General features: G+C 68.6%; 31 protein-coding genes. 16 read left to right on the top strand and 15 right to left on the bottom strand.

Annotation, left to right across the window (positions count from 1 at the left end; genetic code table 11):
• Positions 1–20: 20 nt before the first annotated feature.
• The 5 genes from CKW28_RS22340 to CKW28_RS22325 form a co-directional block, all read right to left on the bottom strand.
• A complete protein-coding gene (locus CKW28_RS22340; protein WP_003927796.1) occupies positions 21–1,340 on the bottom strand; it encodes a hypothetical protein in 1,320 nt (439 codons plus the stop codon).
• The gene (locus CKW28_RS22335) at positions 1,337–1,747 is read right to left on the bottom strand and encodes a hypothetical protein (protein WP_003927797.1); all 411 of its coding nucleotides are present in this window, start codon (positions 1,745–1,747) and stop codon (positions 1,337–1,339) included. The genes CKW28_RS22340 and CKW28_RS22335 overlap by 4 nt, the downstream gene beginning before the upstream one ends.
• A 45-nt stretch (positions 1,748–1,792) precedes the next feature.
• Positions 1,793–1,960, bottom strand: a complete 168-nt coding sequence (locus CKW28_RS23880; RefSeq protein WP_003927798.1) for a hypothetical protein — start codon at positions 1,958–1,960, stop codon at positions 1,793–1,795.
• Entirely contained in the window at positions 1,957–3,822 is a 1,866-nt protein-coding gene (locus tag CKW28_RS22330) for a hypothetical protein (RefSeq protein WP_003927799.1), read from the bottom strand. Before CKW28_RS22330 ends, CKW28_RS23880 begins: the two co-directional genes overlap by 4 nt.
• A gap of 166 nt (positions 3,823–3,988) precedes the next feature.
• A complete protein-coding gene (locus tag CKW28_RS22325; protein WP_040548497.1) occupies positions 3,989–4,615 on the bottom strand; it encodes a TetR family transcriptional regulator in 627 nt (208 codons plus the stop codon).
• 222 nt (positions 4,616–4,837) lie between these two features.
• On the opposite strand from CKW28_RS22325, the gene CKW28_RS22320 reads away from it, so the two are divergent.
• The 4 genes from CKW28_RS22320 to CKW28_RS22305 are packed head-to-tail and all read left to right on the top strand — an operon-like array spanning position 4,838 to position 7,254.
• On the top strand, positions 4,838–5,581 hold the full coding sequence (locus CKW28_RS22320) for a hypothetical protein (protein WP_040548521.1): 744 nt from the start codon (positions 4,838–4,840) through the stop codon (positions 5,579–5,581).
• Positions 5,578–6,327, top strand: coding sequence for a hypothetical protein (locus CKW28_RS22315; protein ID WP_003927802.1), 750 nt, complete (start codon positions 5,578–5,580; stop codon positions 6,325–6,327). The genes CKW28_RS22320 and CKW28_RS22315 overlap by 4 nt, the downstream gene beginning before the upstream one ends.
• A gap of 17 nt (positions 6,328–6,344) precedes the next feature.
• Positions 6,345–6,953, top strand: coding sequence for a cytochrome c oxidase subunit 3 (locus CKW28_RS22310; RefSeq protein WP_003927803.1), 609 nt, complete (start codon positions 6,345–6,347; stop codon positions 6,951–6,953).
• Between the two features lies 1 nt (position 6,954).
• Positions 6,955–7,254, top strand: coding sequence for a cytochrome C oxidase subunit IV family protein (locus tag CKW28_RS22305; protein WP_003927804.1), 300 nt, complete (start codon positions 6,955–6,957; stop codon positions 7,252–7,254).
• A 5-nt stretch (positions 7,255–7,259) separates the two neighbouring features.
• Here the strand turns inward: CKW28_RS22305 and CKW28_RS22300 are convergent, their stop codons facing one another.
• The 3 genes from CKW28_RS22300 to CKW28_RS22290 form a co-directional block, all read right to left on the bottom strand.
• Positions 7,260–8,438 (bottom strand): zinc-dependent alcohol dehydrogenase, encoded by a 1,179-nt coding sequence (locus tag CKW28_RS22300; RefSeq protein WP_003927805.1) that lies wholly within the window; start codon positions 8,436–8,438, stop codon positions 7,260–7,262.
• A gap of 71 nt (positions 8,439–8,509) precedes the next feature.
• The gene (locus CKW28_RS22295; RefSeq protein WP_003927806.1) at positions 8,510–9,334 is read right to left on the bottom strand and encodes a DUF427 domain-containing protein; all 825 of its coding nucleotides are present in this window, start codon (positions 9,332–9,334) and stop codon (positions 8,510–8,512) included.
• A 45-nt stretch (positions 9,335–9,379) separates the two neighbouring features.
• Complete coding sequence (locus CKW28_RS22290; RefSeq protein WP_003927807.1) at positions 9,380–10,774, bottom strand: acyl-CoA dehydrogenase family protein; 1,395 nt, start codon at positions 10,772–10,774, stop codon at positions 9,380–9,382.
• A gap of 81 nt (positions 10,775–10,855) precedes the next feature.
• Here CKW28_RS22290 and CKW28_RS22285 point away from each other — a divergent pair, with 81 nt between their 5' ends.
• Complete coding sequence (locus tag CKW28_RS22285; RefSeq protein ID WP_061252253.1) at positions 10,856–11,161, top strand: hypothetical protein; 306 nt, start codon at positions 10,856–10,858, stop codon at positions 11,159–11,161.
• Between the two features lie 46 nt (positions 11,162–11,207).
• Here the strand turns inward: CKW28_RS22285 and CKW28_RS22280 are convergent, their stop codons facing one another.
• Positions 11,208–11,534 (bottom strand): DUF222 domain-containing protein, encoded by a 327-nt coding sequence (locus CKW28_RS22280; RefSeq protein WP_003927809.1) that lies wholly within the window; start codon positions 11,532–11,534, stop codon positions 11,208–11,210.
• 197 nt (positions 11,535–11,731) lie between these two features.
• Here CKW28_RS22280 and manT point away from each other — a divergent pair, with 197 nt between their 5' ends.
• From manT to mmpH, 3 genes are read left to right on the top strand one after another with little or no spacing between them, the layout of a single operon-like run.
• Positions 11,732–12,952, top strand: coding sequence for an MMP alpha-(1->4)-mannosyltransferase (gene manT, locus CKW28_RS22275; protein WP_003927810.1), 1,221 nt, complete (start codon positions 11,732–11,734; stop codon positions 12,950–12,952).
• On the top strand, positions 12,946–13,677 hold the full coding sequence (locus CKW28_RS22270; protein WP_003927811.1) for a class I SAM-dependent methyltransferase: 732 nt from the start codon (positions 12,946–12,948) through the stop codon (positions 13,675–13,677). The genes manT and CKW28_RS22270 overlap by 7 nt, the downstream gene beginning before the upstream one ends.
• A complete protein-coding gene (gene mmpH / locus CKW28_RS22265) occupies positions 13,664–14,737 on the top strand; it encodes an MMP endo-(1,4)-3-O-methyl-alpha-D-mannosidase (protein WP_003927812.1) in 1,074 nt (357 codons plus the stop codon). The genes CKW28_RS22270 and mmpH overlap by 14 nt, the downstream gene beginning before the upstream one ends.
• 10 nt (positions 14,738–14,747) lie before the next feature.
• On the opposite strand, the gene CKW28_RS22260 is transcribed toward mmpH, so the two are convergent.
• Positions 14,748–15,422, bottom strand: a complete 675-nt coding sequence (locus CKW28_RS22260) for a class I SAM-dependent methyltransferase (protein ID WP_003927813.1) — start codon at positions 15,420–15,422, stop codon at positions 14,748–14,750.
• 54 nt (positions 15,423–15,476) lie between these two features.
• Here CKW28_RS22260 and CKW28_RS22255 point away from each other — a divergent pair, with 54 nt between their 5' ends.
• Positions 15,477–16,046: a TetR/AcrR family transcriptional regulator gene (locus tag CKW28_RS22255; RefSeq protein ID WP_003927814.1), complete on the top strand. Its 570-nt coding sequence runs from the start codon at positions 15,477–15,479 to the stop codon at positions 16,044–16,046.
• On the opposite strand, the gene CKW28_RS22250 is transcribed toward CKW28_RS22255, so the two are convergent.
• Entirely contained in the window at positions 16,047–16,661 is a 615-nt protein-coding gene (locus tag CKW28_RS22250; RefSeq protein ID WP_003927815.1) for a TetR/AcrR family transcriptional regulator, read from the bottom strand.
• A 90-nt stretch (positions 16,662–16,751) separates the two neighbouring features.
• Here CKW28_RS22250 and CKW28_RS22245 point away from each other — a divergent pair, with 90 nt between their 5' ends.
• The 4 genes from CKW28_RS22245 to CKW28_RS23755 all read left to right on the top strand — a co-directional run bounded on the left by CKW28_RS22245 (position 16,752) and on the right by CKW28_RS23755 (position 19,688).
• Positions 16,752–18,086: a cytochrome P450 gene (locus tag CKW28_RS22245; protein ID WP_003927816.1), complete on the top strand. Its 1,335-nt coding sequence runs from the start codon at positions 16,752–16,754 to the stop codon at positions 18,084–18,086.
• 61 nt (positions 18,087–18,147) lie between these two features.
• Positions 18,148–18,438 (top strand): type VII secretion target, encoded by a 291-nt coding sequence (locus tag CKW28_RS24460; protein WP_081475604.1) that lies wholly within the window; start codon positions 18,148–18,150, stop codon positions 18,436–18,438.
• Positions 18,435–19,259, top strand: a complete 825-nt coding sequence (locus CKW28_RS22235; protein ID WP_003927818.1) for a hypothetical protein — start codon at positions 18,435–18,437, stop codon at positions 19,257–19,259. Before CKW28_RS24460 ends, CKW28_RS22235 begins: the two co-directional genes overlap by 4 nt.
• 18 nt (positions 19,260–19,277) lie before the next feature.
• Positions 19,278–19,688: a hypothetical protein gene (locus tag CKW28_RS23755; protein ID WP_040548503.1), complete on the top strand. Its 411-nt coding sequence runs from the start codon at positions 19,278–19,280 to the stop codon at positions 19,686–19,688.
• Here CKW28_RS23755 and msrA read toward each other — a convergent pair.
• The gene (gene msrA / locus CKW28_RS22230; RefSeq protein ID WP_003927819.1) at positions 19,656–20,174 is read right to left on the bottom strand and encodes a peptide-methionine (S)-S-oxide reductase MsrA; all 519 of its coding nucleotides are present in this window, start codon (positions 20,172–20,174) and stop codon (positions 19,656–19,658) included. The genes CKW28_RS23755 and msrA overlap by 33 nt on opposite strands.
• A gap of 56 nt (positions 20,175–20,230) precedes the next feature.
• Here msrA and CKW28_RS22225 point away from each other — a divergent pair, with 56 nt between their 5' ends.
• The 3 genes from CKW28_RS22225 to CKW28_RS22215 are packed head-to-tail and all read left to right on the top strand — an operon-like array spanning position 20,231 to position 22,219.
• Positions 20,231–20,650, top strand: coding sequence for a hypothetical protein (locus CKW28_RS22225; protein WP_061252252.1), 420 nt, complete (start codon positions 20,231–20,233; stop codon positions 20,648–20,650).
• A 40-nt stretch (positions 20,651–20,690) separates the two neighbouring features.
• Positions 20,691–21,197 (top strand): nuclear transport factor 2-like protein, encoded by a 507-nt coding sequence (locus tag CKW28_RS22220; protein WP_003927821.1) that lies wholly within the window; start codon positions 20,691–20,693, stop codon positions 21,195–21,197.
• Positions 21,194–22,219: an NAD-dependent epimerase/dehydratase family protein gene (locus tag CKW28_RS22215; RefSeq protein ID WP_003927822.1), complete on the top strand. Its 1,026-nt coding sequence runs from the start codon at positions 21,194–21,196 to the stop codon at positions 22,217–22,219. The genes CKW28_RS22220 and CKW28_RS22215 overlap by 4 nt, the downstream gene beginning before the upstream one ends.
• A 7-nt stretch (positions 22,220–22,226) precedes the next feature.
• On the opposite strand, the gene CKW28_RS22210 is transcribed toward CKW28_RS22215, so the two are convergent.
• Genes CKW28_RS22210 through CKW28_RS22200 form a run of 3 tightly spaced genes read right to left on the bottom strand, consistent with a single transcriptional unit; the run spans position 22,227 to position 24,609 of the window.
• The gene (locus CKW28_RS22210; RefSeq protein ID WP_003927823.1) at positions 22,227–22,961 is read right to left on the bottom strand and encodes a class I SAM-dependent methyltransferase; all 735 of its coding nucleotides are present in this window, start codon (positions 22,959–22,961) and stop codon (positions 22,227–22,229) included.
• Entirely contained in the window at positions 22,958–24,436 is a 1,479-nt protein-coding gene (gene crtI / locus CKW28_RS22205) for a phytoene desaturase family protein (RefSeq protein WP_003927824.1), read from the bottom strand. Before crtI ends, CKW28_RS22210 begins: the two co-directional genes overlap by 4 nt.
• Entirely contained in the window at positions 24,424–24,609 is a 186-nt protein-coding gene (locus CKW28_RS22200) for a hypothetical protein (RefSeq protein ID WP_131588077.1), read from the bottom strand. The genes crtI and CKW28_RS22200 overlap by 13 nt, the downstream gene beginning before the upstream one ends.
• Positions 24,610–24,666 lie beyond the last annotated feature (57 nt).

Raw genomic sequence — 24,666 nt, 5'->3', positions numbered from 1 at the left:
TAACCGCAAGTTCGCGGTGTTCACCCGCCGAACAGCAGATATAGGCCGGTGAACGTGTAACCCACCATGACCAGCATCATCGCCAACTGGCCGGTGAGTTGATGGGCCCTGGGCAACAGTTTCAGCGCGCAGTCGTGGGCCGCCACCACCGCGGCGATATGGCCGGCCACCACGAACCCGACCTTGAGGGTGGACAACACCGCGGGATGCATGGACAGCACGTAGTTCACCTCGGTGTCGGCGAGGCCGAACGGGTTCCACCCGGCGCCGAGCGGATCGGCCAACTGGTACAGCGTCTGTTGACCGCGCTCCACCAGGTAGCTCAGATAGTGCGCGAACACGTAGCCGATCACGATCGGAATCAGCGAGTGCGCCATCCGGCCGGGTAGCCGCCGGCGCTGTTCGGGATCCACCCCGCCGGTGGCACGGGCGGCTCCCCAGAAGGTGCCGGCCACCACGCCGATGAACACCAGCAGTCCGGCGGTGTTCAACAGCGTCGCGGTGAGCACCCCCGAGGTGGTGGAGTCGACGAAATCCCGCCACCGCGGCGTCGCCGAGAAACTGTCGAAGGCGGTCGACCCGAGCAGCACCGCGAGCACGGCGACGATCCCGGGCCGCACCGGCAGCGACGGCAGGTGGTCGAACGGGTTGCCGATCACGATCCGACCGCTCTGCGGATTGCGCCGCAGCGCCGAGACCCGCGACGCCACCACGCTGTACACCTCGAACGGGTCGGCGCGGCCGAACCAGCGTGGACCGCACCACAGGGCCCCGGCCAGGGTGACCACCAGGTACACCAGCAGCCAGGTGCGGATCGCGGTGAGCGAACCGGGATTCGGGCCGGCCAGTTCCAGCCACACGAACGCGAACAACCCGAGCGCGGCGGGCCAGTACCCCAGTTGACGCGGATAGCCGCGGTCGGGTAACCGACGCGGCAGGCTGAGCAGCCGGTACACCGCACGGACCGGGGAGATCGCCCGCCACACCGGACCGATCAGCGCCGAGAGCGCGACGAGGCCGACCCACAGCAACACGTAGAACACGCCGGGCAGCGGGTTGGACCGGTCCTGTGGTCCGAAGAACGCGGCCAGCGCCACCCAGCCGGTGAACAGCAGTGCGGCGGCGGCCAACGCCCAGCGGGTCGCCGCGGCGTCGACGACGGTGGTGACCCAACGCGGCAGCGCGCGGCCCGGCCGGTCCGGATCGAACCGCGGCCGCCGCCAGGCGAACGCCACCACCGCGAAGGTGATCGCCAACGCCCACGACGCCCCGATGAGCGCATAGGTGAACGGAATCGGCAGATCGGTGGAACCGCCGATGCCGTGGGCCAGGTATGTCACTGCCGCACGTGCACCGTCGCGATGGTGCGATGCAGATCGTGCAGTTCGATCTCCACCTGGCCGGGAACCTCGACGGTGAACTCGAAGGTCTGATCGGCGCGGGGCGCCACCGCGAAGGTGTGCTCCGGGATCGAGTGCACGTGCAACTCGTCGTCGGTGTCGCTGGTCACCCGGATCGTGATGGGTTCGCCGACCCGGCCCTGGAATCGTTCGTTGGTGGGGGTGACCGAACCGTCCTCGATCGTGACGTCGATGACCAGCCCGTCGGACCGGTGCGCGTCGGTGGTGACCGGCTGTGTCGCGTCAGCGGTGGTGCCGGGGCCGGGGGGAGCGGCGGGTCCGCCGGTGTCGGTGTCGTCGGCACATGCGACCGTGATCAGCCCGGTCACGGCCAGTACGGCCAGCATCCTCGTCACCGGTCCTCCTTGACTGTGTTCGTTTCTCGGTGTCGTTCACTTCTCGGTGTCTGCGGGATTCTGATTGTCGGAGTCCGGCCTGCGGCGGTTCTTCATCGCGATGTAGACCACCACCGCCGCCACCACGATGGCCGGCGCGAAGGCCGGCACCGCCAGCCAGATCGGGTGGTCGGCGAGTATCGCGACGTCGGGGCGAGTGGTCATGCCTGCGTCGACGGCTCCAGTTCGGCCGCGCTGCCGCTGGGCTCGGTGTTGTTGATCCGTCCGGCGCCCCAGGTGATTCCGGCGACCATCGCGAGCGTGCATGCCAGCACCACCAGGCACCCGATGAGCCACAACGACTCGGGGATGTCCGGGCTGCGCTCCCGCTGCAGGATGGTGATCTCGGCGACGAACGGCCGGGTGAACTGCTGCTCGGCCGGAACCTCCTCGGCGCCGATGCCGGGATCGCCGGCGAGGTAGATCGGGACGGCGGCGAGGGTGCGGCCGTCGTGTACCCGCAGCAGCGTCTTCCAGGTGCCCGACACCGGCATCGGTTCGGTCGAGCGGTAGTGGCCGGGGCCGACCCGTTCGAGGTGGTCGATGAAGATGCCCCGGTTGTTGTCCACCCCACCCTGCCAGGCCAGCACCGCCACCCAGTTCGGGTCCGCGCTGATCAGATCGGCGGGGTCGATGCGTACGTCGGCCAGTGCCCGCTGCTGGTCGCCGGCGGGTTCCTGTTCGGTGAGGGTGAATGTGGCGGTGGCGGTCTCCGGCACGTCGTAGCGCAGCCCGTTGGCGGTGGCGCCGCCGATCGCCAGCACCGTCAGCGCCACCAGACCGACCCCGACGGCTCGCCGCGGCAGCCGCTCCTCGGTCAGCACCATGCCGAGCATGGCGCCGCACGCACCGGTGAGCACGGCCACCGGGATCGACATCGCCAGCGCCTCGGGCCAGATGCCGGCCGGCCACGGCAGGTGGTACACGGTGCCGATCCACAGCGATTCGAGCCACAGCCCCACCGTGGCGATGCCCAGGCCACTGACCAGTCCGAACAGGACCCGTCGGCGGAACAGCGGGGTCAGCGCGAGGAGTTCGACGACCACCGCCGCGCCGAGGTAGAGCGGGAACCAGTTGATGGGCTCACCGAGGATCGGGCCGACCAGCAGCGCCACGATGCCCCGCAGTCCGATGGCGACGAGGGCGGCGATGATCGCGGCACCGCGGCCCAGGAAGATCCGCGCACCGACGAGCGCCAGGGCCGCCGCGGCGGCGATCAACATCGGCTGGAACACCTGCCGGAACTGCGGAACACCGAAGTCGAACTCGATCTGGTACACCGACGCGCCGATCAGCACACCGGCGAACGCGAGGTACTGGATGAACTTGAGGCCCGGGCCGTCGGGTGGGGTATCCGGGCCGCGGACCCGCTTGCCTTCGAGTTCGAGGTACGCGGCGGCCAGGGTGGAGAACCCGGCGCCGCCGATCATCATCAGGTGGGTGGGGCCCCACAGCGTGACGTCCTGGCCGAAGATGCGGTGCCACATGTCGTCGAGCGGGAAACCCATCAGCGCGTAGAGACCGCAGCCGGCCATCACGATGCCGCCGACCGGGGCGTACCAGTGATCGGTGATCCGTACCGCCGACGGTCCCGGTTTGGCGTCGGCTCCGCCCAACGGCAACACCATGGCCGTGCACCCGGCGACGAAGATGCCGAACAGGCCGATCAGGATGAAGTAGTGCGCCGGGTTGGCCAGCGCCCCGTCGTCGCGGCCGTTGCCGATGTGCAGGCTGACGTCCCAGATGAACCCGAACAGCGCGCAGATGATCGACGCGATGAACAACGCGATCGGCAGCGCCACCCAGGACGGGCGTTTGAAGCGGCGGCCCGCCCAGTCGCCGAGGCCGGTCAGCCAGGTGATCTTGTGTGACCGGTGCAGATAGCCGATCCACAACAGCACCAGGGTGACCACCGCGGCGGCCACCGACAACCCGATGATCTCGCTCAGCGCCGCGCCGCCGCCCTCATCGGCCTGGGCGAGCACCGAGGGGGCGGGGAGCGTACCGACGTGCTCTGGGTGGTTCATTGGTCATCTCCGCCCGGTCGACTTCGCGGTCTCGAACTGACTCGCGGGTGATGTTTCCGGAATCCCATCAGATGAAACCCCAGGTAGCGGCGTTTCGGTGGAATATGTGTCAGGCGGCGTCGACTGGTCCGACCGGTGCTCCATACCCGCCGGGTACCCGGGTCGGTCAACGGGCAATCGCCGGTGGGTCGCTGCGCACCCGCATGCCGTGAACGTAGGTGGTCAGGTACTCCGAGAGGGCCGGCGCCCGTAGGTCGTGGGATTCGGGCATGGTGATCAGCAGCGCGTAGAGACCGGTGAGAAACGACACCCCGTTGTGCATGACGTCGACGTCCTCCGGGATCTCACCGCGGTCCCGGGCCCGCTGTAACTCCTCCACCACGGCGGCGATGACCGGGTGCCGGCTCCATTCCTCCGACGGTGGCCGGGTGGTGGAGAAGTGCAGTGCCAAAAAGTCTTTGAACAGCCGAGTGCCGAGCCGACGCTCCAGGTCCTCGAGTAGCCGGACGATCTCGGCCAGCGTCTGCCGGACGGTGTGCGGGGTGCGGAAGTACCGATTCAGTTCGGCGGCCATCCGTTCCTCCTCACGCCGCTCCAATTCCACGAGCACATGCTCCTTGGTCGGGAAGTGGAAGAAGAAGGTGCCGTGGGCGACGCCGGCCGCGGCGACGATGCTGGCGACGTCCGCGGCCGCCATCCCGCCGCGCTTGAACTCGGCGATCGCCGCCCCGAGCAGTCGTTCCCGGGTCTGCCGGCCCTTGCTTCCCCGGTCGGATGTCCTCTCGTTGAGCACCGGCGCTCCTTCCGCCGCGTCCGGACGCGACACCGACGGCGAGTCTACGACAGATATCACTGACTCAACTCAGAAACTTCTTTACCGGGCGGGTACCGGGTTGTTAGTCTCCCGAGCAGGTAAGCGCCTGTGGGCAGGGGTATCACAGCTCCGTTCGCTTTGGGTGCGCAGGTCCGAGCGGATGAGCCAACGCTGATCACAGTCAGGTGAAAAGGAGTGCCCGTGCAGATTCTGGAGGAGGTCCAGGACTCCCCGAAGGCCGGGAACATCAAGGCGCAGTGGGTGAGTCTGTGGACCGGCCCGGCGGTCGGGCTGGTGCTGTTGACGGCGCTGGTGTCGTTCCCGGGGTTCTGGCCCCCGATGTCGCCGCTGTTGAGTCCCGACCAGGTGGCGGCGTTCTACGCGGAGAACACGGCGTGGATCCGGTTCAGCCAGGTGACGTTCAACCTGTGCGGGATCATGGTGCTGCCGTTCTTCATGGTGATCGTGGTGCAGATGAAGCGGATGCGAACGCAGAGCCACGTCTTCGCCTACTGCTATCTGACGGCCGTCGTCAGTGGTGCGACCATCTTCGCGCTGTCGAACATCTTCTTCCTGGTGGCGGCGTTCCGCCCGGACCGCAGTCCGGAGTTGATCCAGGTACTCAACGACCTCGCCTGGATCGTGTTCATCGCGCCGATCGGGATGGTGCTGGCCCAGTTCATCCTGCTGGCCCTGGCCGTCTATTTCGACGCCGGTCCCGAACCGGTCTTCCCGCGGTGGGTCGGCCACTACTCGCTGGCGACCGGGTTGGCGATGATCCCCTCGGCCGGTGCCGCGGTCTTCCAGTCCGGGCCGCTGGCCTGGGACGGTCTGCTCACCTTCTGGTTGCGCAACGCAGCGTTCGCGGCGTTCGTCGTGGTGATGTTCTTCGTGCTGCGGCGCGCGGTGCTGCGGCAGGCCGAAACGGACGGCGTGCTGCGGTGAGCGTCCTGACCCCCGGCCGCACCGGCACGGCGGCCGACCGGCGACCCGAGGGGAGACCCGACGTCCGTCTGGTGACCTGGTTCTTCCCGGCCTGGTACCTGGCGTTCGGGGTGATCATCTGCGTGATGGCCCGGGTGACCCCGCCGCCGCGCCCGGATGTCACCGCCGCCGACAAGGTGTCGTTCTTCACCACCAACGGCCTGACCATCCAGATCGGCTTCGTTCTGCTGATGATCCTACTCGGCGGCGCCCCGATCACCAACGGACTGGTCGCCTACCAGATCAAACGGATGTCGGTCGGATCGGTGTTCGCCTACGGCTACATCGGCGGTATGGGAGTGGGCGCGCTACCCGGCTTCCTGCTGGTGGCGGTGTGCTTCCTCACCGCGACATTCCGCGCCGACCGGGACCCGGAAGTGGTGAGCATGCTCTATGACCTCGGCATGTTGTCGTACAACGGGTCGCTGGGCTGCTTCTCGGCCGCCTATCTGGTGTTCGCCATCGCGATCCTGTACGACAAGAATGACATCTTCCCGAAATGGTTTGCCTACGTGACGATCTGGCAGATCATCACGGAAGTCATCGCCACCCAGATGTTCGTGTTCTACTCCGGTCCGTTCGCCTGGAACGGATCGCTGGCGTTCTGGTGGTCGGTCGTGGTGTTCACCGTCTGGCTGGCCCTGTTGATCATGCTGCTCAAACGCGCCGCCGAACGGGAACCGGCCGACGCGCCCCCGCTGGATTGACCGTCAGGAAAAACTCCATGACCCATTCGGATTCACTGTCGGCCGGCACACCCGAGGCGGCATGGCGCGGCCGCGGTGCGGCGGCGCATCTGCCCGGCGACATCCACATGTGGGTGATGGTGCTCGGCGACCTGGTCATCTTCGCCGGGTACTTCGTGATCTTCATGGTCTACCGGGCGATGACCCCGGAGGAGTTCCTGCGGGCCCAGCAGCATCTCGACGTCAACATCGGCGTGATCAACACCCTGATCCTGCTGACCAGCTCGCTGTTCGTGGCGCGCAGCGTGCTGGCCGCCCGTGCCGGACAGCATCGGCGGGCCATCCGGCTGGTGTATCTGGGTGGGTTCGGCGGGGTGTTGTTCGTCTGCTTCAAGTGCTACGAGTGGGCGAGCAAGATCATTGCCGGCCACACCAATTCCCAGATGTTCTACTCGTTCTACTACGTGCTCACCGGGGTGCACCTGGTGCACGTGCTGATCGGGCTCATCGTGCTGGGGGCGGTGATACGCGAACTGCGCAACGCGGGGCGCCGCCGGGTGTGGATGGTCGAGTCCGGCGCCGTCTACTGGCACATGGTGGACCTGCTGTGGGTCATCATCTTCGGCCTGCTCTACGTGATGAGGTGACATGACAACCGATACCCGGCACCACGACGACACCGGCGCGGCCCGGGCGATGACCTGGGCATGGGTGGCACTGACCGCGATCACGATCGGGTCCTGGTGGCTGGCGCCGGCCCATTTCAAGACCACGGTCGACCCCAGCGTGCCGGTCACCGTGCTGGTGCTGGCCCTCACGCTGATCAAATCGCGTCTGGTCATCCGCTACTTCATGGAGGTGCGCACCGCGCCGCGATGGCTCAAGGTGTCCACCGACGCCTGGCTGGGTGCGCTGTTCGCCGTCGTGTTGATCATCTACCTGTGGTGACCGGATCAGGGTTTGAGCACCACCTTGATCATGCCGTCCTGTTTCTTCTGGAACGTTTCGTAGGCGTCGGGCGCCGCCTCGAGCGGCAGCCGGTGGGTGGCGAAGGTGTCGACCCCGAGCGGATCGTCGTCGGTGAGCAGGTCCATGATCTCCGGCACCCACCGTTTGACGTTGGCCTGCCCCATCCGCAACTGAACCTGCTTGTCGAACAACATCATCATGTTGATCGGGTCGGCGGCCCCGCCGTACACCCCGGACAGTGAGATGGTGCCGCCGCGGCGCACCAGCGAGACGGCCAGGTTCAGCGCCGCCAGCCGGTCGACCCCGGCATGCCGCATCACCAGCCGGCCCACCGGTGCGGGCAGGTATCCGGCGGCGCTCTGCGCGGTTGCGGCAACCGGCGAGCCGTGCGCCTCCATCCCGACCGCCTCGAGCACCGAGTCGGCGCCGCGCCCGCCCGTCTGCTCCCGGACCGCGGCCTCGACGTCGTCGGTGTCCACGTTGAGCACATCGGCGCAGTAGGGCCGTACCTTCTCGATGCGTTCGGGGACCCGGTCGACACCGATCACCCGGCAGTTGCCGCGGTGGGCGGCGATCCGGCAGGCCATCGATCCGATCGGGCCGAGGCCGAGTACCACCAGCGTGCCGCCGTCGGGCACCGCGGCGTACTCGACGCCCTGCCAGGCGGTGGGCAGCACGTCGGACAGGTAGACATAACGGTCATCGGGGCCGTCGTGCGGCACCGTGATGTGGGTGTACTGCGCCTGTGGAACCCGCAGGTACTCGGCCTGCCCGCCGGCGACCTCGCCGTAGAGCTTCGAGTAGCCGAACAATGCGGCGCCGGTGCCCTGATCGCGGTTCTGGGTGGTCTCGCACTGACTCTGCAGACCCTGAGCACACATCCAACAGGTGCCGCAGGAGATGTTGAACGGAATGACCACGCGGTCGCCGGCCTGCAGCGCACCGACCTCCGGCCCCACCTCCTCGACCACGCCCATGGCCTCGTGGCCCAGGATGTCGCCCGGACTCATGAAGGCACTGAGCACCTCGTAGAGATGCAGATCCGAGCCACAGATGTTGGTGCTGGTGACCCGGATGATCGCGTCGGTCGGTTCCATGATGGCCGGGTCGGGCACGGTGTCGACCGAAACCTTGCGGCGACCGTGCCACGTCACTGCTCGCATGCCTGCCCCTCGCGTCGGGTGTCAGGTGCAGGCATGCCCACCGCGGGGGGACCTCAACCGTCGCGGGTGGGTCAGCTCCATACCGTGGTGGGCCGCTGCCGGCGTTGCCCGTCCACGACGACGTCGACCCGTTCGTCGAAGAAGCAGATGCGGTCCCGCACGGGCACCGCATCGTGCAGCGGCTCGCGGTAGCTCCACGCCACATCGGCCGGGCCGTCGGGCAGGGAGTAGTAGCAGGCCCGGCCCTTGTAGGCGCAGTAGGTCACGGTGTCACTGGGAAGCAGTTCGGCGACGACGTCGTCGCGCGGCAGATACCAGCGCGGCGGCAGCCCGGTCTCGAAAAGCACCGCCGCCCGGTCGGATTCGGCCAGCACCGTGCCGTCCAGTTCCACCCGCACCGGGCGGCTGGTGCGGCACACGTCGATGCGGTGGAACGGATCCCGCGGATGGCTGACCACCGGCTCGTCCTCCTCGCACCACTCGAACGCCCCGAAATCGAGGATCACGTAATCGGCCAGATCCGGGTCGTGCGGCTGGAACGCCGCCGCGTCGCCGGCGTCGTCGCCGGTGAGCACGTCGAAGGCGGTGCCCGGACAGGAGTGGGCGGCGAACGGCACCGTCGGGTCCAGCACCGGGCGGGAGCCGATCGCCGGCAGCCGTGTCCTCACCTCCTCGTCGGCGCCGGTGGCCGCGCCGGCCGGCACCAGTTGGGCCCGCAGCGCGGCCCGCGGCACCGCGTAGGTCGGCACGAGCCGCCGCGGCTCCCACACCAACACCGCGTCGGTGGTGTCGGCGACCAGATCACCGCCGAGCCGCACCCGCACCCGTTTCGCGGTCGGCTCATAGCGCAGCAGCTCATGCGCCTCACCGAGGTGCGCACTCATCCGGACCGCCATCACATCTCCTGTTCTGCGGTGGTCGGTGTCCCGTGGTGGGCGGGTTCACCTGCGAGGTGGCCGCAACACCTTCATCGCCAGCCGCATGACCGGTTCGGGGATCCGGTCCCTGGCAGCCAGCATGGCATCGGAGGCGCGTCCGCGCAGCGGAGTTCCACGACCGAGATACCGGTTGAGCGGACCGCCGGAGGGATCCAGCTCGAAGTGCAGCGGCGGCTTGCCGGCGGCGGCGCCCAGCGCGTTGGAGATCACCACCCGCTGGATCTCGCTGGTCCCCTCGAAGATGGTGTACAGCTTGGCGTCCCGATACCACTTCTCCACCGGATGGTCGGTGATGTACCCCCAGCCGCCCATGGTCTGGATGGCCTGTTCGGTGGCGCGGACCGCGATCTCGCTGGCCGCCATCTTCGCCATCGACCCTTCACCGCGGCCGAACGGAACCCCGGTGGCGGCCATCCACGATGCCCGCCACGTCAGCAGGCGGGCCGCGTCGATCCGGGTGGCGATCTCGGCGATCGGGAACGCGATGCCCTGGTTGTCGATGATCGGCGCCCCGAACGCCTCCCGGCGGTTTGCGTAGTCGGTCATGTATTCCAGGGCGGCCCGGGCGATGCCGAGGGCCTGCGCAGCCACCATCGGACGGGTCTGTTCGAAGGTGCCCAGCGTCGCCGACCCGGACCTGCGGCCGTCCGCGGCGGTCTCGCGGGCCTTGGCGAGTTTGTACTCGAGCTTGTCCTGCCCGCCGAGAAGATGGTCGGCCGGCACCCGCACCCCGGTGAACCTGAGCTCGGCGGTGTGTGACGCACGGCAGCCCAACTTGTCGAGTTTGCGCACCAGTTGCAGCCCGGGAGTGCCGCCGGGAACCACGAACAATGCCTGTCCCCGGTGACCGAGTTCTTCGTCGACAACGGCGTTGACCACGTGCACATTCGCGATGCCGCCGTTGCCGATCCACATCTTGTGGCCGTCGATGATCCAGTCCGCGTCCGGGCCGGAGTCGGCGCGCACCGCCCGGGTGCGCAGATTGCGCACGTCGCTGCCGCCCTCGGGTTCGGAGATCGCCAGCGCGGCCAGTTTGAGGTCGCCCGGCGTGCCGAAGCATTCCGGGGCCCATCGCAGCATCTGCTCCGGGGTCGCCGCCTGTCCGATCGCCGACAGCGCCAGGGCCGGCATCACGATCGCCAGCCCGATGCCGGCGCAGCCCCAGAACAATTCCTCCATGAACATCGGCAGGGACAACCCGGTCGGATCGCCGATCAGATCGCGGTAGAACAGCGGGCTGTAGAACCCCCGGGTGGCGGCCTCCTCGAGCACCGGCCAGGGGAACTCCTGGCGTTGGTCGTACTCGGACGCCACCGGGCGGATCACCTGCTCGGCGAACTCGTGCGTGCGCGCGGCGAGGTCGTGCTGCGCCACGGTGGGGGTGAGGTCGAAGGCCATCGCCATGGAGATAACCGGCCACCGGGATTCGAAACCCGTCCGACCCTCGACGCGAGGTCATTCGAACGTATGATCGAATGCGTGGGTGCGTTGCAGTCGATCGGCTACAACGGTCAGCCGGTACAGCCGCCGTTCCGGCGGGTCGACCCACCGGTGACCGTGCTGGTCGATCTCGCCGCCCTGTTTCCCCGCGAGCCCCACCGTCGGGGCGGCTACAACCCGGCCGGGCTGCAGATGCACACCGTGGTGGAGGGGCGGTTGACCTGCTGGGGGATGTGCGAGCAGGGCTTCTGGTGGGGGCTGGTCAGCTATCCCATCGCCTTCGGGGCGCGGCGCCGGACGGTGACCCACTGGATCCCGGCCTGGATGCTCAAACGTTCGGATTGAGCGCTTCAGCAGCGCCGCTTCAGTGTGCGGTTCATGAGTGTGCGGTTCATGAGGCCAACCCCCTCGCTTCGGTGATGCGGCGGTGCGCTTCCGCGGGGGAGATACGCAGCGCCTTGCCTACCGACCCGGCCACCGACCCGGCCACCGACTCGGCCACGAGCCGTCCGAGCAGCCGTTGCTGATGGGCCCGCGTCCGGCGTTCCAGGATTTCCAGGCGGCGGATGAGCTCGAGCAGCTGTGGGCCGCTGAGGCTGTGCACCGGGGCCCGCAGCAGAGCCGCCTCGGCCGCTTCCAGCTCGTCCAGTACCGCCGCCCACTGGGCGCGGGCCGATGGGGCGCCGGACGGCTCGGGGCCGGAGATGTTCGAATCCATGTTCGAAGAATACGGCGGGGGTCCGACAGGATGCGGTGAGCGGAACCCGGCGCCGACACATTGCGACCGCTAGAGCGTCAAACTATAGTCTGGACACATGTCCAGAGGGCCCGGAGCGCGCATGACTCCCGATTCGCCGGTTCCGAGCCCGACCGCCCGAACCCCGCAGCCGTCGGGGCCGAGCGTGAAGAGCTGATATGCGCATCGCGTTGTTGTCGTATCGAAGCAAGACCCACTGCGGCGGGCAGGGCGTCTATGTCCGGCATCTCAGCCGTGGCCTGGTCGAACTCGGGCATCAGGTCGAGGTGTTCTCGGGCCAGCCCTATCCCGAGGGGCTCGATCCGCGGGTGAAGCTGACCAAGGTGCCCAGCCTCGACCTGTACCGCGAACCGGACCCGTTCCGGATTCCGCGGCCCAGCGAGATCCGGGACCGGATCGACCTGCTCGAACTGCTGACCACCTGGACGGCCGGCTTCCCGGAACCCAAGACGTTCACCATGCGGATGGCCCGCATCCTGGCCGAGCGCCGCGACGAGTTCGACGTCGTCCATGACAACCAGAGCCTGGGCACCGGTCTGCTGGAGCTGGCCGACCTGGGGCTGCCGGTGGTCGCGACGGTGCACCATCCGATCACCCGGGACAAGGTGGTCGAGGTGGCCGCCGCGAAGTGGTGGCGTAAACCGTTGGTGCGCCGCTGGTACGGCTTCGCCGAGATGCAGAAGCGGGTCGCGCGCCGGATACCGGAACTGATCACGGTGTCCTCGTCGTCGGCGGCCGACATCTCCGCGGACTTCGGCGTCTCACCCGGACAACTGCACGTGGTGCCGCTGGGGGTGGACACCGAGCTGTTCACCCCGTCCGAACACCGGGTGCCCGGCCGCATCATCGCGATCGCCAGCGCCGACGTGCCCCTCAAGGGGATCAGCCACCTGCTGCACGCCGTCGCCCGGTTGCGCGCCAAACGGAATCTCGACGTGCAGTTGGTGTCCAAGCTCGAACCCAACGGGCCCACCGAGAAGCTGATCGCCGAACTGGGCATCTCCGACATCGTGCAGGCCTCCAGCGGATTGTCCGACTCCGAACTGGCCCGGCTGCTGGCCTCCGCCGAGGTGGCCTGCATTCCCTCGCTCTACGAAGGGTTTTCGCTGCCGGCGGTGGAGGCGATGGCGAGCGGGACGCCGATCGTGGCGAGCCGCGCCGGCGCCCTCCCCGAGGTGCTCGGCCCGGACGGCGAGTGTGCGCGGCTGGTACCGCCGGCCGACGTCGACGCGCTGACCCGTGTCCTCGGCGAACTGTTGGACTCACCGCACCAGCGCAGTCGTCTCGGTGCCGCCGGACGGCAGCGCGCGCTCGATGTGTTCAGCTGGGAATCTGTTGCAGCACAAACGGTTTCGATATACGAGCGGGCGATATGCTGACTGTTGACTATGACCGGCTCGGCATCGGGCCCGGTGTCTCGGTGATCGATGTCGGCTGCGGGCTGGGCCGGCACTCGTTCGAGGCGTACCGGCGCGGGGCACACATCGTCGCCTTCGACCAGAACGCCGAGGAACTCAACGAGGTCGACACCATCCTGCAGGCCATGGCCGAGCAGAGGGAGGCGCCGGCGGGCGCCAGGGCCGAGGTGGTCAAGGGCGACGCACTGGACCTGCCGTATGCGGACGGGACCTTCGACCGGGTGATCGCCTCGGAGATCCTCGAACACGTGCCGGAGGACGACCGCGCCATCGCCGAGTTGGTCCGGGTGCTCAAGCCGGGCGGAAAGCTCGTCGTGACGGTGCCGCGCTGGCTGCCGGAGCGGATCTGCTGGCTGCTGTCCGACGAATACCACGCCAACGAGGGTGGGCACGTGCGGATCTACCGCGCCGACGAACTGCGCGACAAGATCACCCGGCACGGGCTGCGTCTCACCCACCGGCACCACGCACACGCTCTGCACTCGCCGTTCTGGTGGCTCAAATGCGCTGTCGGAACGAACAATGACCGCCACTTCGCGGTGCGCGCCTACCATCAGCTGCTGGTGTGGGACATGGTGCGCCGGCCGTGGGTCACCCGGTGGGCCGAGGAGATGCTCAACCCGCTGATCGGCAAGAGCGTGGCGTTGTATTTCGACAAGCCGGAGGTGGCCGGTGCGGACAGCTGAATTACCCGGCGTGCCAGGAGTTTTCACTCCGGAGCAGTGTCTGCAGACCGCCGAGTCGATAGCTGCCGTACAGGAGCCCTCCGGGGCGATTCCGTGGTCGGAGGGTGGCCACACCGATCCGTGGGACCACGTGGAGAGCGCGATGGCGCTGACCGTGGCCGGGTTGATCGAGCCCGCCCGCGCCGCGTTCGACTGGTGCCGCACCACGCAGCGCGCCGACGGGTCCTGGCCGCTGCAGGTGCGCAACGGCGTCGTCGAGGATGCCAACAGCGACAGCAACTTCTGCGCCTATGTCGCCACCGGTGTGTGGCACCACCTGCTGATCACCGGTGACCGCGCCTTCGCCGAGACGATGTGGCCGGTGGTCACCCGCGCCATCGACTTCGTGCTCAGCCTGCAACGGCCCAACGGTGAGATCGCCTGGGCATCGGGCGAATCCGGACCCGCAGAGGAGGCGTTGCTGACCGGCTGCGCCAGCATCTACCACAGCATCCGCTGCGGACTGGCGCTGGCGGACTACTTCGACGACCCGCAGCCCGAATGGGAGGTCGCGGTCGGCCGGCTGGGGCACGCGATCGTCGCGCATCCGGGTTCGTTCGTGCCCAAGGACCGCCATTCCATGGAGTGGTACTACCCGGTGCTCACCGGTGCGGTGCGCGGTCCGGCCGCGTGGGAACGCATCGACGAACGCTGGGACGACTTCGTGGTGCCCGGCCTGGGAATCCGCTGCGTCGACGACCGCCCGTGGGTGACCGGCGCGGAGACCTGCGAACTGGTGTTGGCGCTGGACGCGATCGGTGATTCGCGGCGCGCCCACGAACAGTTCGCGGCCATGCACCACCTGCGCGAGCAGGACGGGTCGTACTGGACCGGGCTGGTCTACGCCGACGGCAAACGGTGGCCGGTGGAGCGCACCACCTGGACCGGCGCGGCGGTGATCCTGGCCGCGGATGCGTTGTCCCGCACCACCCCTGGTAACAACATCTTCCGGTCCGAGGATCTGCCCCGCGGCCTGGAGGACGAGTTCGACTGCGCCTGCGCCACCACCGCCGGCAGCTGACGGCGGGCCGTCAGCCGGTGAGCATGCCGGCGACCCCGGCGGTGCGTTCGAGCACCCGCATCGAACCGGTCGCGCCGACCTCCCGGAAGGCGCCGGTGTCCAGCGCGCGCCGGTAGATGTGGTAGGGCGCCTGGCCGCCGTCGGCCGGGTCCGGGAACACGTCGTGGATGATCAGCGCCCCGCCGACGTCCACCCACCGGGCCCATCCCTCGAAGTCGCGCTGGGCGGCCTCCTCGGTGTGTCCGCCGTCGATGAACAACAGCCGCAACGGTGTTCGCCAGCCCCGTGCGACCACCGGGGAACGGCCCACCACCGCCACCACATGGTCGTCGAGACCGGCGGCGTCCAGGGTGTGGCGCAGCGACGGCAGGGTGTCGAACAGCCCGGTGACCGGGTCGACCAGCGACGGGTCGTGGTACTCCCAACCGGGCTGATGCTCCTCCGAGCCGTGATGGTGGTCCACCGTGTAGAGCAGCCCGCCGGTCTGCTGCGCGGCGGCGCCGAGCAGCAGCGTCGACTTCCCACAGTAGGTACCGATTTCCACACCGATCCCGTCGCCGAGGAAGCGCATCGCCGCGTCGTAGAGCGCGCGGCCCTCGTCGGCCGGCATGAATCCGGTGGTCTCGTCGGCGAGGGCGAACAGTCGGGCCGCGGCAGGCGGCAGCGTGGTGTGGTCGGACGTCATGGGTAACCAACTTAGCGTTGCCCGCCACGAGGCGTTGTAGTAGCGTCCAGACATGTGTCCGATCCGGCTCTGGAGTCGACTCGGCGTCGCCTGACCGCCAAGCAGGCCGACACCGTCGACCGTCTCGGCAGGGCCGCGGTCGAGTTGCTGCAACGTGAGGGGTTCGCCGGGCTGACGATCCGGCGGGTGGCGGCCGAGGCCGGTGTCGGGGCAGCCACCGCCTACACCTATTTCTCATCTAAGGAACACCTGGTCGCCGAGGTGTTCTGGCGACGGCTGGCCGCGGCGCCGCCGGCCGATCACAAGTCCGACGATCCGGCCACCCGGGTGATCGAGGTGCTGCGCCACATCGCCCTGCTGGTGGCCGACGAACCGGAGTTCGCGGGCGCGGTGACGACGGCGCTGCTGGGGCGCGATCCCGACGTCGAGGTGCTGCGGCAGCGCATCGGCCGCGACATCAGGGACAGGCTGTTGGCAGCGCTCGGGCCGCAGACCGACTACGACGTCATCGAGGCGCTGGAGCTGCTCTACATCGGCGTGCTGGTGTGGGTCGGCATGGGGTACTCGTCGCAGGAGGACATGACCCGGCGGCTGGAGAAGTCCGCCCGGTTGATCCTGCGGTGATCATTCGCTCGCACCGGCGGAGAGCAGGGCCTTCGACGCCGACACCGCGGGTGCGATCAGCCCGCGCACGTCCCGGCCGTCCTCGACGAACAGCGCGGTGAGCTCCCGCAGGCCACCCAGCAGGAACACCGCCAGTTGGCGGGTGAGCGGCGGCATCTGGGCGCGGGCGAAGCCGGGACTGCGGCTCAGCTCGATGAGCAGTTCGGTGAGCTCGTGCATCATCGCCCGCTGAATCGGGCGCACCGACGCGCCGATCGCGGGCAGTTCCCGGATCCACGCCAGGGTGATGGCCGGGCGCGATTCGATGTGGTCCACGTAGGCCACCACGGCCTGGCGGATCTGCTCGGACCAGTCGGCCTCCGGATCGACCGCCGCCCTGATCGCGCCGATCATATCGATGTTGTTGGCCCACAACAGTTCCTGGAAGCACTCTTCCTTGCTGCCGAACTGGTCGTAGAAGGTGCGTTTGGAGGTGCGGGCATGGCGCACGATGTCGGCGACGGTGGTCTCGCGGTAGCCCCGCTCGGCGATCGAGGCCGCCAGGCCGGACAGCAGCCGTCCCCGGAAAGCGTCGTCGCCGGCGCCGACATCGGCCGGTTGCACCGCGGTCGTCATCGCGTCACCCCCTTGCCCTTACCGGTACCTAGCGGTACCGTACACCCATCACCGGCGGTACACGGTAGTACCAAGGATGGCTGGAGCGTCATGACTGAAGCCACGATTGCCCCCGACGTCGATCACGCTGTCCGGTCGCAGAAGCTGCCACCGGCGGTGCCGCTGCCGAAGTCGTTGCAGGGCATCGCGTTCATCGCGTCGCGCCGCTGGACACTGACGACCGCCACCCGCCGCTACGGCGATGTGTTCCGGCTCAACATCCCGGTGTTCGGCCGCACCGTCGTCGTCTCCGACCCTGTGCTGGCCAAACAGGTCTTCAGCGCCAATCCGGACGACGTCGGCAACATCCAGCCCAACCTGTCCCGAGTGCTCGGCCCCGGTTCGGTGTTCGCGCTCGACGGCGCCGAGCACCGCAGGCGGCGCAAACTGCTCACCCCGCCGTTCCACGGCAAGAGCATCAAGAACTACGAGAAGATCTTCGAGGAGGAGACCCTCGCCGAAGCCGCCAACTGGCCTGAGGGACGGGAGTTCCCGACGCTCGAGCCGATGATGCGGATCACCCTCAACGCGATCCTGCGCGCGGTGTTCGGCGCCGAGGGGGAACACCTCGACGAACTGCGCCGGATCATCCCGCCTTGGGTGACGCTCGGCTCGCGGGTCGCCACGCTGCCCACCCCGTCCCGCAACTACGGCCGGTTCAGCCCGTGGGGACGGCTGGCCGCCTACCGGCGGTGCTATGACGAGGTGATCGGCCGGCTGATCGACAAGGTGCAGGCCGACCCGCACTTCGAGGAGCGTGACGATGTGCTCGCGCTGTTGCTGCGCAGCACCTATGAGGACGGCACCGCGATGACCCGGCAGGACATCGCCGACGAACTGCTGACACTGTTGGCCGCCGGTCACGAGACCACCGCATCGACGATGGGCTGGGTGTTCGAGCGCATCACCCGCCATCCCGAGGTGCTGGCCCGGCTCGCCGCCGAGGCGGACACCGACGAGAACACCTACCGGCAGGCCACCATCCTGGAGGTGCAGCGGGCCCGCACGGTCATCGACTTCTCCGGCCGACATGTCTACGCGCCGACCTTGGAGCTCGGCGACTGGGTGATTCCGCGCGGGTATTCGATCGTGGTGAGCATCTCCCAGCTGCATGAGCGGTCGGCGGAGTTCCCGCGTCCAGACGAGTTCGATCCCGACCGGTTCGTCGGCAGCCGACCGCCGATGTTCGCCTGGCTGCCCTACGGCGGTGGCACCCGCCGATGCGTCGGCGCGGTGTTCGCCAACGTCGAGATGGACGTGGTGCTGCGGACGGTGTTGCGCCACTTCACTCTTGAGACGACCACCGCACCGGATGAGAAAGTGCATTCCCGCGGGGTGGCCTACACGCCCAAGGACGGTGGCCGCGTCACACTGCACCGCCGCTGAGGGTTCGCTGCGAGGGGAAAAGGTGCACTGGCCCGCTGACGCCCGGCCATAGAATGCGAACATGGCGACTCTGCGGGTGGCCCCCGACAGTCTGAGAGCATTTGCGTCGGTGTGCGGGGTGAGAGCTGATGAACTGCGCCACGCGCTTCCGGTTGGCGAACCCGGACCGCACTACCAAGCGACGTCCATGTCGCTGACAACCGCTGACTCGAGTATCGAATCTGCGTGCGGGACATTGGCGGTAAGAGCGGAGGAGCTGGCCATCAAGGTCGCTGAGGCCGCCGCGATGTACCTCGGGGAGGACGAATCCTCGGCTGTGTCTGTGAAGAAGGCGATGAGGATCTTTCCATGATCGATGCTTTACCCGCCTCCGGACTGCCCACTCTGTCGCAGATTCAGGGATGGCAGACTGCACACCTCCGTTCTGCGGCACGGCGGTGGCGGGTTACGGCCGACACCTGGACCTCTATCTACGACGACATCGCTGCAGACCTGTCGGCAAAAAGCGAAATCGTGTGGGAGGGAGACGCGAGTACCGCCGCGCAGGCTCGAACCAAGAGGGACCGCGACACCGTTGAGTTGCTGGCCGAGCGATTGTATTTCGGTGCGTCTATTGCAGAATCCGGTGCGGCCATGGTCGATCAGGCCAAAGAAGAGGCCTTGTTAGTCGTCCGAGTCGCGGGGGCCCTCGCGTTCGATGTCCGAGAGGATCTCTCTCTAGTCGACCGGTTGGCCACCGGATCCCCGGCAGCCACGGCAGTGCGCCTCCAGCAATCCAACGTGCTCGCTGCGACAGTTCGGGTCGGCGCCGCACAATTGGTGAGTACGGATCACGCGGTAGCTCAACGACTGCGAGAAGCTACAGACGACTTCGATAGTTTCGACTTTGCTCGGAACCCGATCATCCAACCGCTCTCCACCGATTCCGACGAGCACCACTTCGGGACCTGCTTCGCCGAGAGCTTCAAGGAGGACGTTGGAAAGAACATGGTTCAAGGTGTTTTCGTCGGTGGTGCAATCGGAGCAGCCCGCGGCGCTCTCATGGGCATCCTGGGAGGTCCGATAGGCGTGTTCGGGGGTGGAGTGCTCGGATTCGTGGGCGGTGCCGCCGGCGGCGCACTGATCTCGGGTCCCGCCCGGACTGCGGTGACATCCGCTTGGGACTGCCTGTAAACCCGATGGAGGTCTGAGTTGGTCAACATTCGGCAAACCATCGCGGTCCTGATTGTCGGCGTCTTTGGATCGACGCTGGCTTACGCAGTGTTCTTCGATGGCAAGTTCTCCAACGGCGCAACCCTGCCGGCAGCGGCGATCGCCGGGGCACTCATGGCGGCCGTCGGTGGTGCGCTGGCGCTGCTCTGGTGGATGCGACGGCGCCAACCCCCCGCCAAGGTGCACGAAACGGCGGTTGACTACGACACCCTTTGGATCGCTATCGTCAGCCTGGGTGTGTCCACCCAGGTACTCGCAATCGGAGCGGAAGTTGCGCTTGGTGCGCCGTCGGGATGGCTGATGCCACTGATCGCAGTCGTCGTCTACGCAGGCCTCATAGTGTGGCTTTCGCGCCGCTCACCGACCGCGAATGCCCGACCGAACAGTTAGTTTCCAGTTCGGCCGCGGGTAATGGCAGGTGTAGCCGTTCGGGAAGCGCTGCAGATAATCCTGATGCTCCGGTTCGGCCTCCCAGAACGTGCCGGCGGGCGTCACCTCGGTGACCACCTTGCCCGGCCACAGCCCGGACGCGTCGACATCGGCGATGGTGTCCTCGGCGATGCGCTTCTGCTCCTCGTCGAGGTAGAAGATCGCCGACCGGTAGCTCGAGCCGATGTCGTTGCCCTGCCGGTCCTTGGTCGTCGGATCGTGGATCTGGAAGAAGAACTCCAGCAGCGTGCGGTAGTCGGTCTGCGCCGGGTCGTAGACGATCTCGATCGCCTCCGCGTGCCCAGGGTGATTGCGGTAGGTGGGGTGGTCGTTCTCGCCGCCGGTGTAGCCGACCCGGGTGGAGACGACGCCGGGCTGCTTGCGGATCAGCTCCTGCATACCCCAGAAGCAGCCGCCGGCCAGGATCGCCTTCTTGTACTCGCTCACGCGCGTCCTCCTTCGGAACCCTTCCCCCATTGTGCGCCGGGATCTACCGTGGGGCCATGCTGACCCGTAGAACAGCAGGGACCGCGATGCTCGCCGGTGTCCTCACCGCGACCGCCATCACCGCAGCGCCGGGTGCGGCGGCACAGCCCGTCACCTCCCCGCCGGAGGTGCCGGCGGACCCCGCCCGCACGGTGTTCACCGACAACCCGCACATCGTCGACCCCCGGCCGCTGACGGTCGAGTCGTGGACCCGCACCGACGACGGGCTCGCGGTGCACTTCACCACCGGCACCCCGCAGTGCTACGGCGTTCATGCGCACGTCGTCGAGACCCCCGAGACGGTCACCGTGGAGCTGTGGAGCGGCACGCTGCCGGAGGCGGTCGGCCGGGCATGCATCGCGATCGCCCTGTTGGGCACCCTCGACGTGCCGCTGCGGGAGCCGGTCGGCGTCCGGCAGGTCCGCGCCGCCGGCTGACCCCTCGACAAGCTCGATAGAACGTGTTCTAGTTCTGTATGTGACGACACCACAGTTCAGCCGCGAGGAGCTGGCCGAGGCGTTCGCGAACTTCGAGGCCACCGTCGACCGGGCGGCCCGGACCAAGGATTGGGACCCCTGGGCAAACCAGTACACGGTCGATGTCACCTATGTGGAACACGCCGCGGGCACCATGCGCAGCCGCGAGGAGGTGCGCGAGTGGATCTGGCGCACCATGACCACCTTCCCCGGCAGCCACATGACCGCGTTCCCGTCGCTGTGGTCGGTGATCGACGAGCCGACCGGCCGGATCATCTGCGAACTCGACAACCCGATGATCGACCCGGGCGACGGGACCGTCATCAGCGCCACCAACCTGTCGATCCTCACCTACGCCGGCGACGGGCTGTGGTGTCGGCAGGAGGATGTGTACAACCCGTTGCGGTTCGCCTCGGCGGCGATGAAGTGGTGCCGCAAGGCCCGGGAGCTGGGCACCCTGACCGATGAGGCGGCCGCCTGGATGGAGCAGTACGGAGGCCGGGCGTGACGGCACGGCCGAAGCTCGTCATCGGCGCCAACGGTTTCCTCGGTTCGCACGTCACCCGGCAGTTGGTCGCCGACGGGCATCAGGTGCGGGCGATGGTGCGGCCGGGAGCCAACACCGTCGGCATCGACGACCTTGCGCTGCACCGCTTTCACGGAGACGTCTTCGACACCGAGACGCTGCGCGCCGCGATGGACGGTGTGGACGACGTCTACTACTGCGTCGTCGACACCCGCGGCTGGCTGCGCGACCCCACCCCGCTGTTCCAGACGAACGTCGAGGGCACCCGCAACGTCCTGAACGTCGCCCTGGACGTCACCGAGAAGGCCGGGCTCCGCAGGTTCGTCTACACCAGCAGCTATGTGACGGTGGGGCGGCGCCGCGGCCGGCGGGCCACCGAAGAGGACCAGATCGGCAACCGCCGGGTCACGCCCTACGTGAAATCCCGGGTGCTGGCCGAGAACCTGGTGCTGGCGTACGCCCGCGAACGTGGTCTGCCCGCGGTCGCGATGTGCGTGTCGACCACCTACGGCAGCGGCGACTGGGGCCGCACCCCGCATGGCCAGATCATCGCCGCGGCGGCGTTCGGCAAGCTGCCGTTCGTGATGCGCGGCATCGCCGCGGAGGCCGTCGGGGTGCAGGACGCCGCACGCGCGCTCATCCTGGCCGCCGAGCGTGGCCGGCCCGGTGAGCGGTACCTGGTCTCGGAGAAGATGATCAGCAACGCCGAGGTGGCGCGGATCGCCGCGGAGGCGGCCGGGGTGCCGGCCCCTGCCCGGTCGATCCCGCTGCCGGTGTCCTACGCCCTGGCCACGCTGGGCACCGTGCGGGGCCGGTTGCGCGGCACCGACGAACAGTTGTCGCTGGCGTCGCTGCGGCTGATGCGCGCCGAAGCCGAACTCGACCACAGCAAGGCGGTGCGGGAACTGGGTTGGCATCCCCGCCCGGTCGAGGAGTCGATCCGGGAGGCGGCTCGGTTCTGGGTGCAGTTGCGCGATGCCAGGCGGCGCGCCAAGGCCGGCTGACGAGACCCTAGCCCGGTCGCCGGGCCAGGAAGGTGTGCACGATGTCGCGCTGCCAGCCCGGCATCGTCGCGCTGCGCACGTCGGTGAAACCACACGCGCGCAATCTGTTCCGGAACCGCTCCGCCCCGTCGAACGTGTTGACGCTGCGGCGCAGATAGCGGTAGAGGGCGGCGTCGCCGGTGCGCAGCCGGCCGAGCGGGATGACGACCGCGCCGCACACCACATTCCACACCGCGGTGGCCACGGCGGAATCGCGGACCGAGTACTCATGCACCGCCAGGATCCCCCCGGGCCGCAACAGATCCCGGAAAGCGGTCAGCTGGGTGTCCGGGTCGGGGAGGTTGCGCAGCAGATATGCGGCGAACACCGCGTCGAACGGCCCGCCCACCCCGGCGCCGGCGAGATCCTCGACGCGGCTGTGCACGAACCGCACCGTCGCCGGCCAGGGCTTCGCGGCCGCCGCGGCCAGCATACCGGCCGACGCGTCCACCGCGACGATCTCGGCGTCCGGTGCGTACGTCAGCAGGGCCGCGGTGGAGGCGCCGGTGCCGCAGCCCGCGTCCAGGATCCGTAACCCCCGGCCCCGGGCCGCACATCCGGGCAGCCCCATCCGGTGGGCCGAGAGGCGAAGGTGCTCATGGTATCCCGGGTTGGCGGCCACCAGCCGGTCGTAGGAGGCCGCGCCGGCGTCGAACGCCGCCGGTACCGCGGCGCGGTCCAGATGTCGCCGCCGGCCGGTCACCTCGCCGCCCCGGTGATCCGGTCGGCGGCCAGCCGCCCGGACAGCAGTGCGGTCGGGATGCCCACCCCGGGCACGGTGGACCCGCCCGCGAGCACCGCGTTGGCGACACCGCGCACCATATTGCCGGGCCGGAACGGCCCGGTCTGGCTGAAGGTGTGCGCCAGCGCGAACGGGGTGCCCGCGGCCATGCCCTGACGTTCCCAGTCGGCCGGATTGACCACATGCAGCATCTCGGCGTCCACCGTCGACTCCGGCAGCCGGGCGGAGACCGCGTTGAGCATCTCCTCGGCGTAGCCGTCGCCGAGCAGATCCCAATCGATCCTGCCCGCCGCGGTATTGGGCGCCGGCGCCAGGATGTAGAGCAGATCGCGCCCGTCGGGGGCCAGGCTCGCATCCCCCGCGGTGGGCCGGCTCACCAGCAGCGACGGGTCGCGCATCAGCCGGCCGTCGTCGATGATGTCGCGGAACGTCTGCTCCCAGGCGCTGCCGAACAGGATGGTGTGATGCGGTGGCGCGGGCTCGGCCCGCCGGCACCCGACATGGGCGACCACGGCGGAGGGAGCCGGCCGCAACCGCGCCGGCCGGCGCGGCCGACGTCCCAACAGCCGGTAGCTGTCGGGCAGTTCGGTGGTGAGGACCACCACATCGGCCGCGAGTCGGCGGCCGGTGTCGGTGTGCACCGCGGTGACCCGGTCGCCGCTGCGCTCGAGGCCGGTGACCCGTTCCCGGTAACAGAACTCGACGCCGGCGTCGCGTGCCGCGGCGGCGAGCGCCTCGGGCACCGCCCGGACACCGCCGGCAGGGAAATACACCCCGTTGACGGTGTCCATGTAGGCGATCACCGCGTACACGGCCAGCGCCCGCTGCGGCGGCACCCCGACGTAGAGTGCCTGGAAGGTGAACACCCGCAGGAGCCGCTCGTCGGTGATGAACCGGCGCATCACCTTCTCCCAGCGGCGAAAGCCGCCGAGCGCCACCAACTTCGCCAGGTGCGGGCTGACGAGGGACAGCGGCGAGTCGAAGTTCGCGGCGATGAACCGGTCGAACTCGGTGCGGTACAGCAGGTCCAGCCAGTTCCGCAGCTGCAGATATCCGGCGGCCTGGGCGCCGCCGGCGAACCGGGTGATCTCGTCGGCCATCGCGGCGGGATCGGTGTGCACATCCAGGCCGGACCCGTCGGCGAACTCGGCGCGGTAGGCCGGGACGACCGGTTTGAGGTCGAGCCGGTCGGCCACCGAGCTGCCGACCGCCGCGAACGTCTCATCGAGGATCTCCGGCATGGTCAACACCGTGGGGCCGGTGTCCAGCCGGTAACCGTGCACATCCAGTCGGCCCATCCGGCCGCCCGGATGGGCGCCGCGCTCCACCACGGTCACCGATCGCCCCCGACCGGCCAGGTGCAGTGCCGCGGACAGTCCGGCCAGCCCCGCGCCCACCACGACGATGTGGTCGGGGCGGCCGGTCACGGTGCGCATCGGCTCACGCTCCCGTCCGGACCGCGCGGAACCGGCGGGCGCCGTCCAGGTGGTCGACGATCCGGGGCGTCGGCGACGTCGCCGTCGAGATCGGCGAGCGCCGCGCTGAGGAACGCCGCCTTGTTCGGGTTGGCGATCCGGCCCGCGAGCAAACGGTCATCGAGGATGGACACCGGCAGCACGTCGGTGCCGTCCCGGTCTGCCGCCCCAGCGCCGGGTTGTCCCGGACC

Source organism: Mycolicibacterium thermoresistibile, assembly GCF_900187065.1.
Lineage (GTDB): Bacteria > Actinomycetota > Actinomycetes > Mycobacteriales > Mycobacteriaceae > Mycobacterium > Mycobacterium thermoresistibile.
This window is presented reverse-complemented; position numbering and strand designations above follow the sequence as displayed.

Bases quoted from the DNA above. Each gene is read 5' to 3' on its own strand.
- manT (WP_003927810.1), top strand. From the start codon at position 11,732: ATGCGCATCGCGTTGTTGTCGTATCGAAGCAAGACCCACTGCGGCGGG.
- CKW28_RS22295 (WP_003927806.1), bottom strand. From the start codon at position 9,334: ATGGCGGTCCGGATGAGTGCGCACCTCGGTGAGGCGCATGAGCTGCTG.
- CKW28_RS22290 (WP_003927807.1), bottom strand. From the start codon at position 10,774: ATGGCCTTCGACCTCACCCCCACCGTGGCGCAGCACGACCTCGCCGCG.
- CKW28_RS22270 (WP_003927811.1), top strand. From the start codon at position 12,946: ATGCTGACTGTTGACTATGACCGGCTCGGCATCGGGCCCGGTGTCTCG.
- CKW28_RS22250 (WP_003927815.1), bottom strand. From the start codon at position 16,661: ATGACGACCGCGGTGCAACCGGCCGATGTCGGCGCCGGCGACGACGCT.
- CKW28_RS22260 (WP_003927813.1), bottom strand. From the start codon at position 15,422: ATGACGTCCGACCACACCACGCTGCCGCCTGCCGCGGCCCGACTGTTC.
- CKW28_RS24460 (WP_081475604.1), top strand. From the start codon at position 18,148: ATGGCGACTCTGCGGGTGGCCCCCGACAGTCTGAGAGCATTTGCGTCG.
- CKW28_RS22335 (WP_003927797.1), bottom strand. From the start codon at position 1,747: ATGCTGGCCGTACTGGCCGTGACCGGGCTGATCACGGTCGCATGTGCC.
- CKW28_RS22245 (WP_003927816.1), top strand. From the start codon at position 16,752: ATGACTGAAGCCACGATTGCCCCCGACGTCGATCACGCTGTCCGGTCG.
- CKW28_RS22310 (WP_003927803.1), top strand. From the start codon at position 6,345: ATGACCCATTCGGATTCACTGTCGGCCGGCACACCCGAGGCGGCATGG.
- CKW28_RS22300 (WP_003927805.1), bottom strand. From the start codon at position 8,438: ATGCGAGCAGTGACGTGGCACGGTCGCCGCAAGGTTTCGGTCGACACC.
- CKW28_RS22330 (WP_003927799.1), bottom strand. From the start codon at position 3,822: ATGAACCACCCAGAGCACGTCGGTACGCTCCCCGCCCCCTCGGTGCTC.
- CKW28_RS22305 (WP_003927804.1), top strand. From the start codon at position 6,955: ATGACAACCGATACCCGGCACCACGACGACACCGGCGCGGCCCGGGCG.
- crtI (WP_003927824.1), bottom strand. From the start codon at position 24,436: ATGCGCACCGTGACCGGCCGCCCCGACCACATCGTCGTGGTGGGCGCG.
- CKW28_RS22280 (WP_003927809.1), bottom strand. From the start codon at position 11,534: ATGGATTCGAACATCTCCGGCCCCGAGCCGTCCGGCGCCCCATCGGCC.
- CKW28_RS22225 (WP_061252252.1), top strand. From the start codon at position 20,231: ATGCTGACCCGTAGAACAGCAGGGACCGCGATGCTCGCCGGTGTCCTC.
- CKW28_RS23880 (WP_003927798.1), bottom strand. From the start codon at position 1,960: ATGACCACTCGCCCCGACGTCGCGATACTCGCCGACCACCCGATCTGG.
- CKW28_RS22235 (WP_003927818.1), top strand. From the start codon at position 18,435: ATGATCGATGCTTTACCCGCCTCCGGACTGCCCACTCTGTCGCAGATT.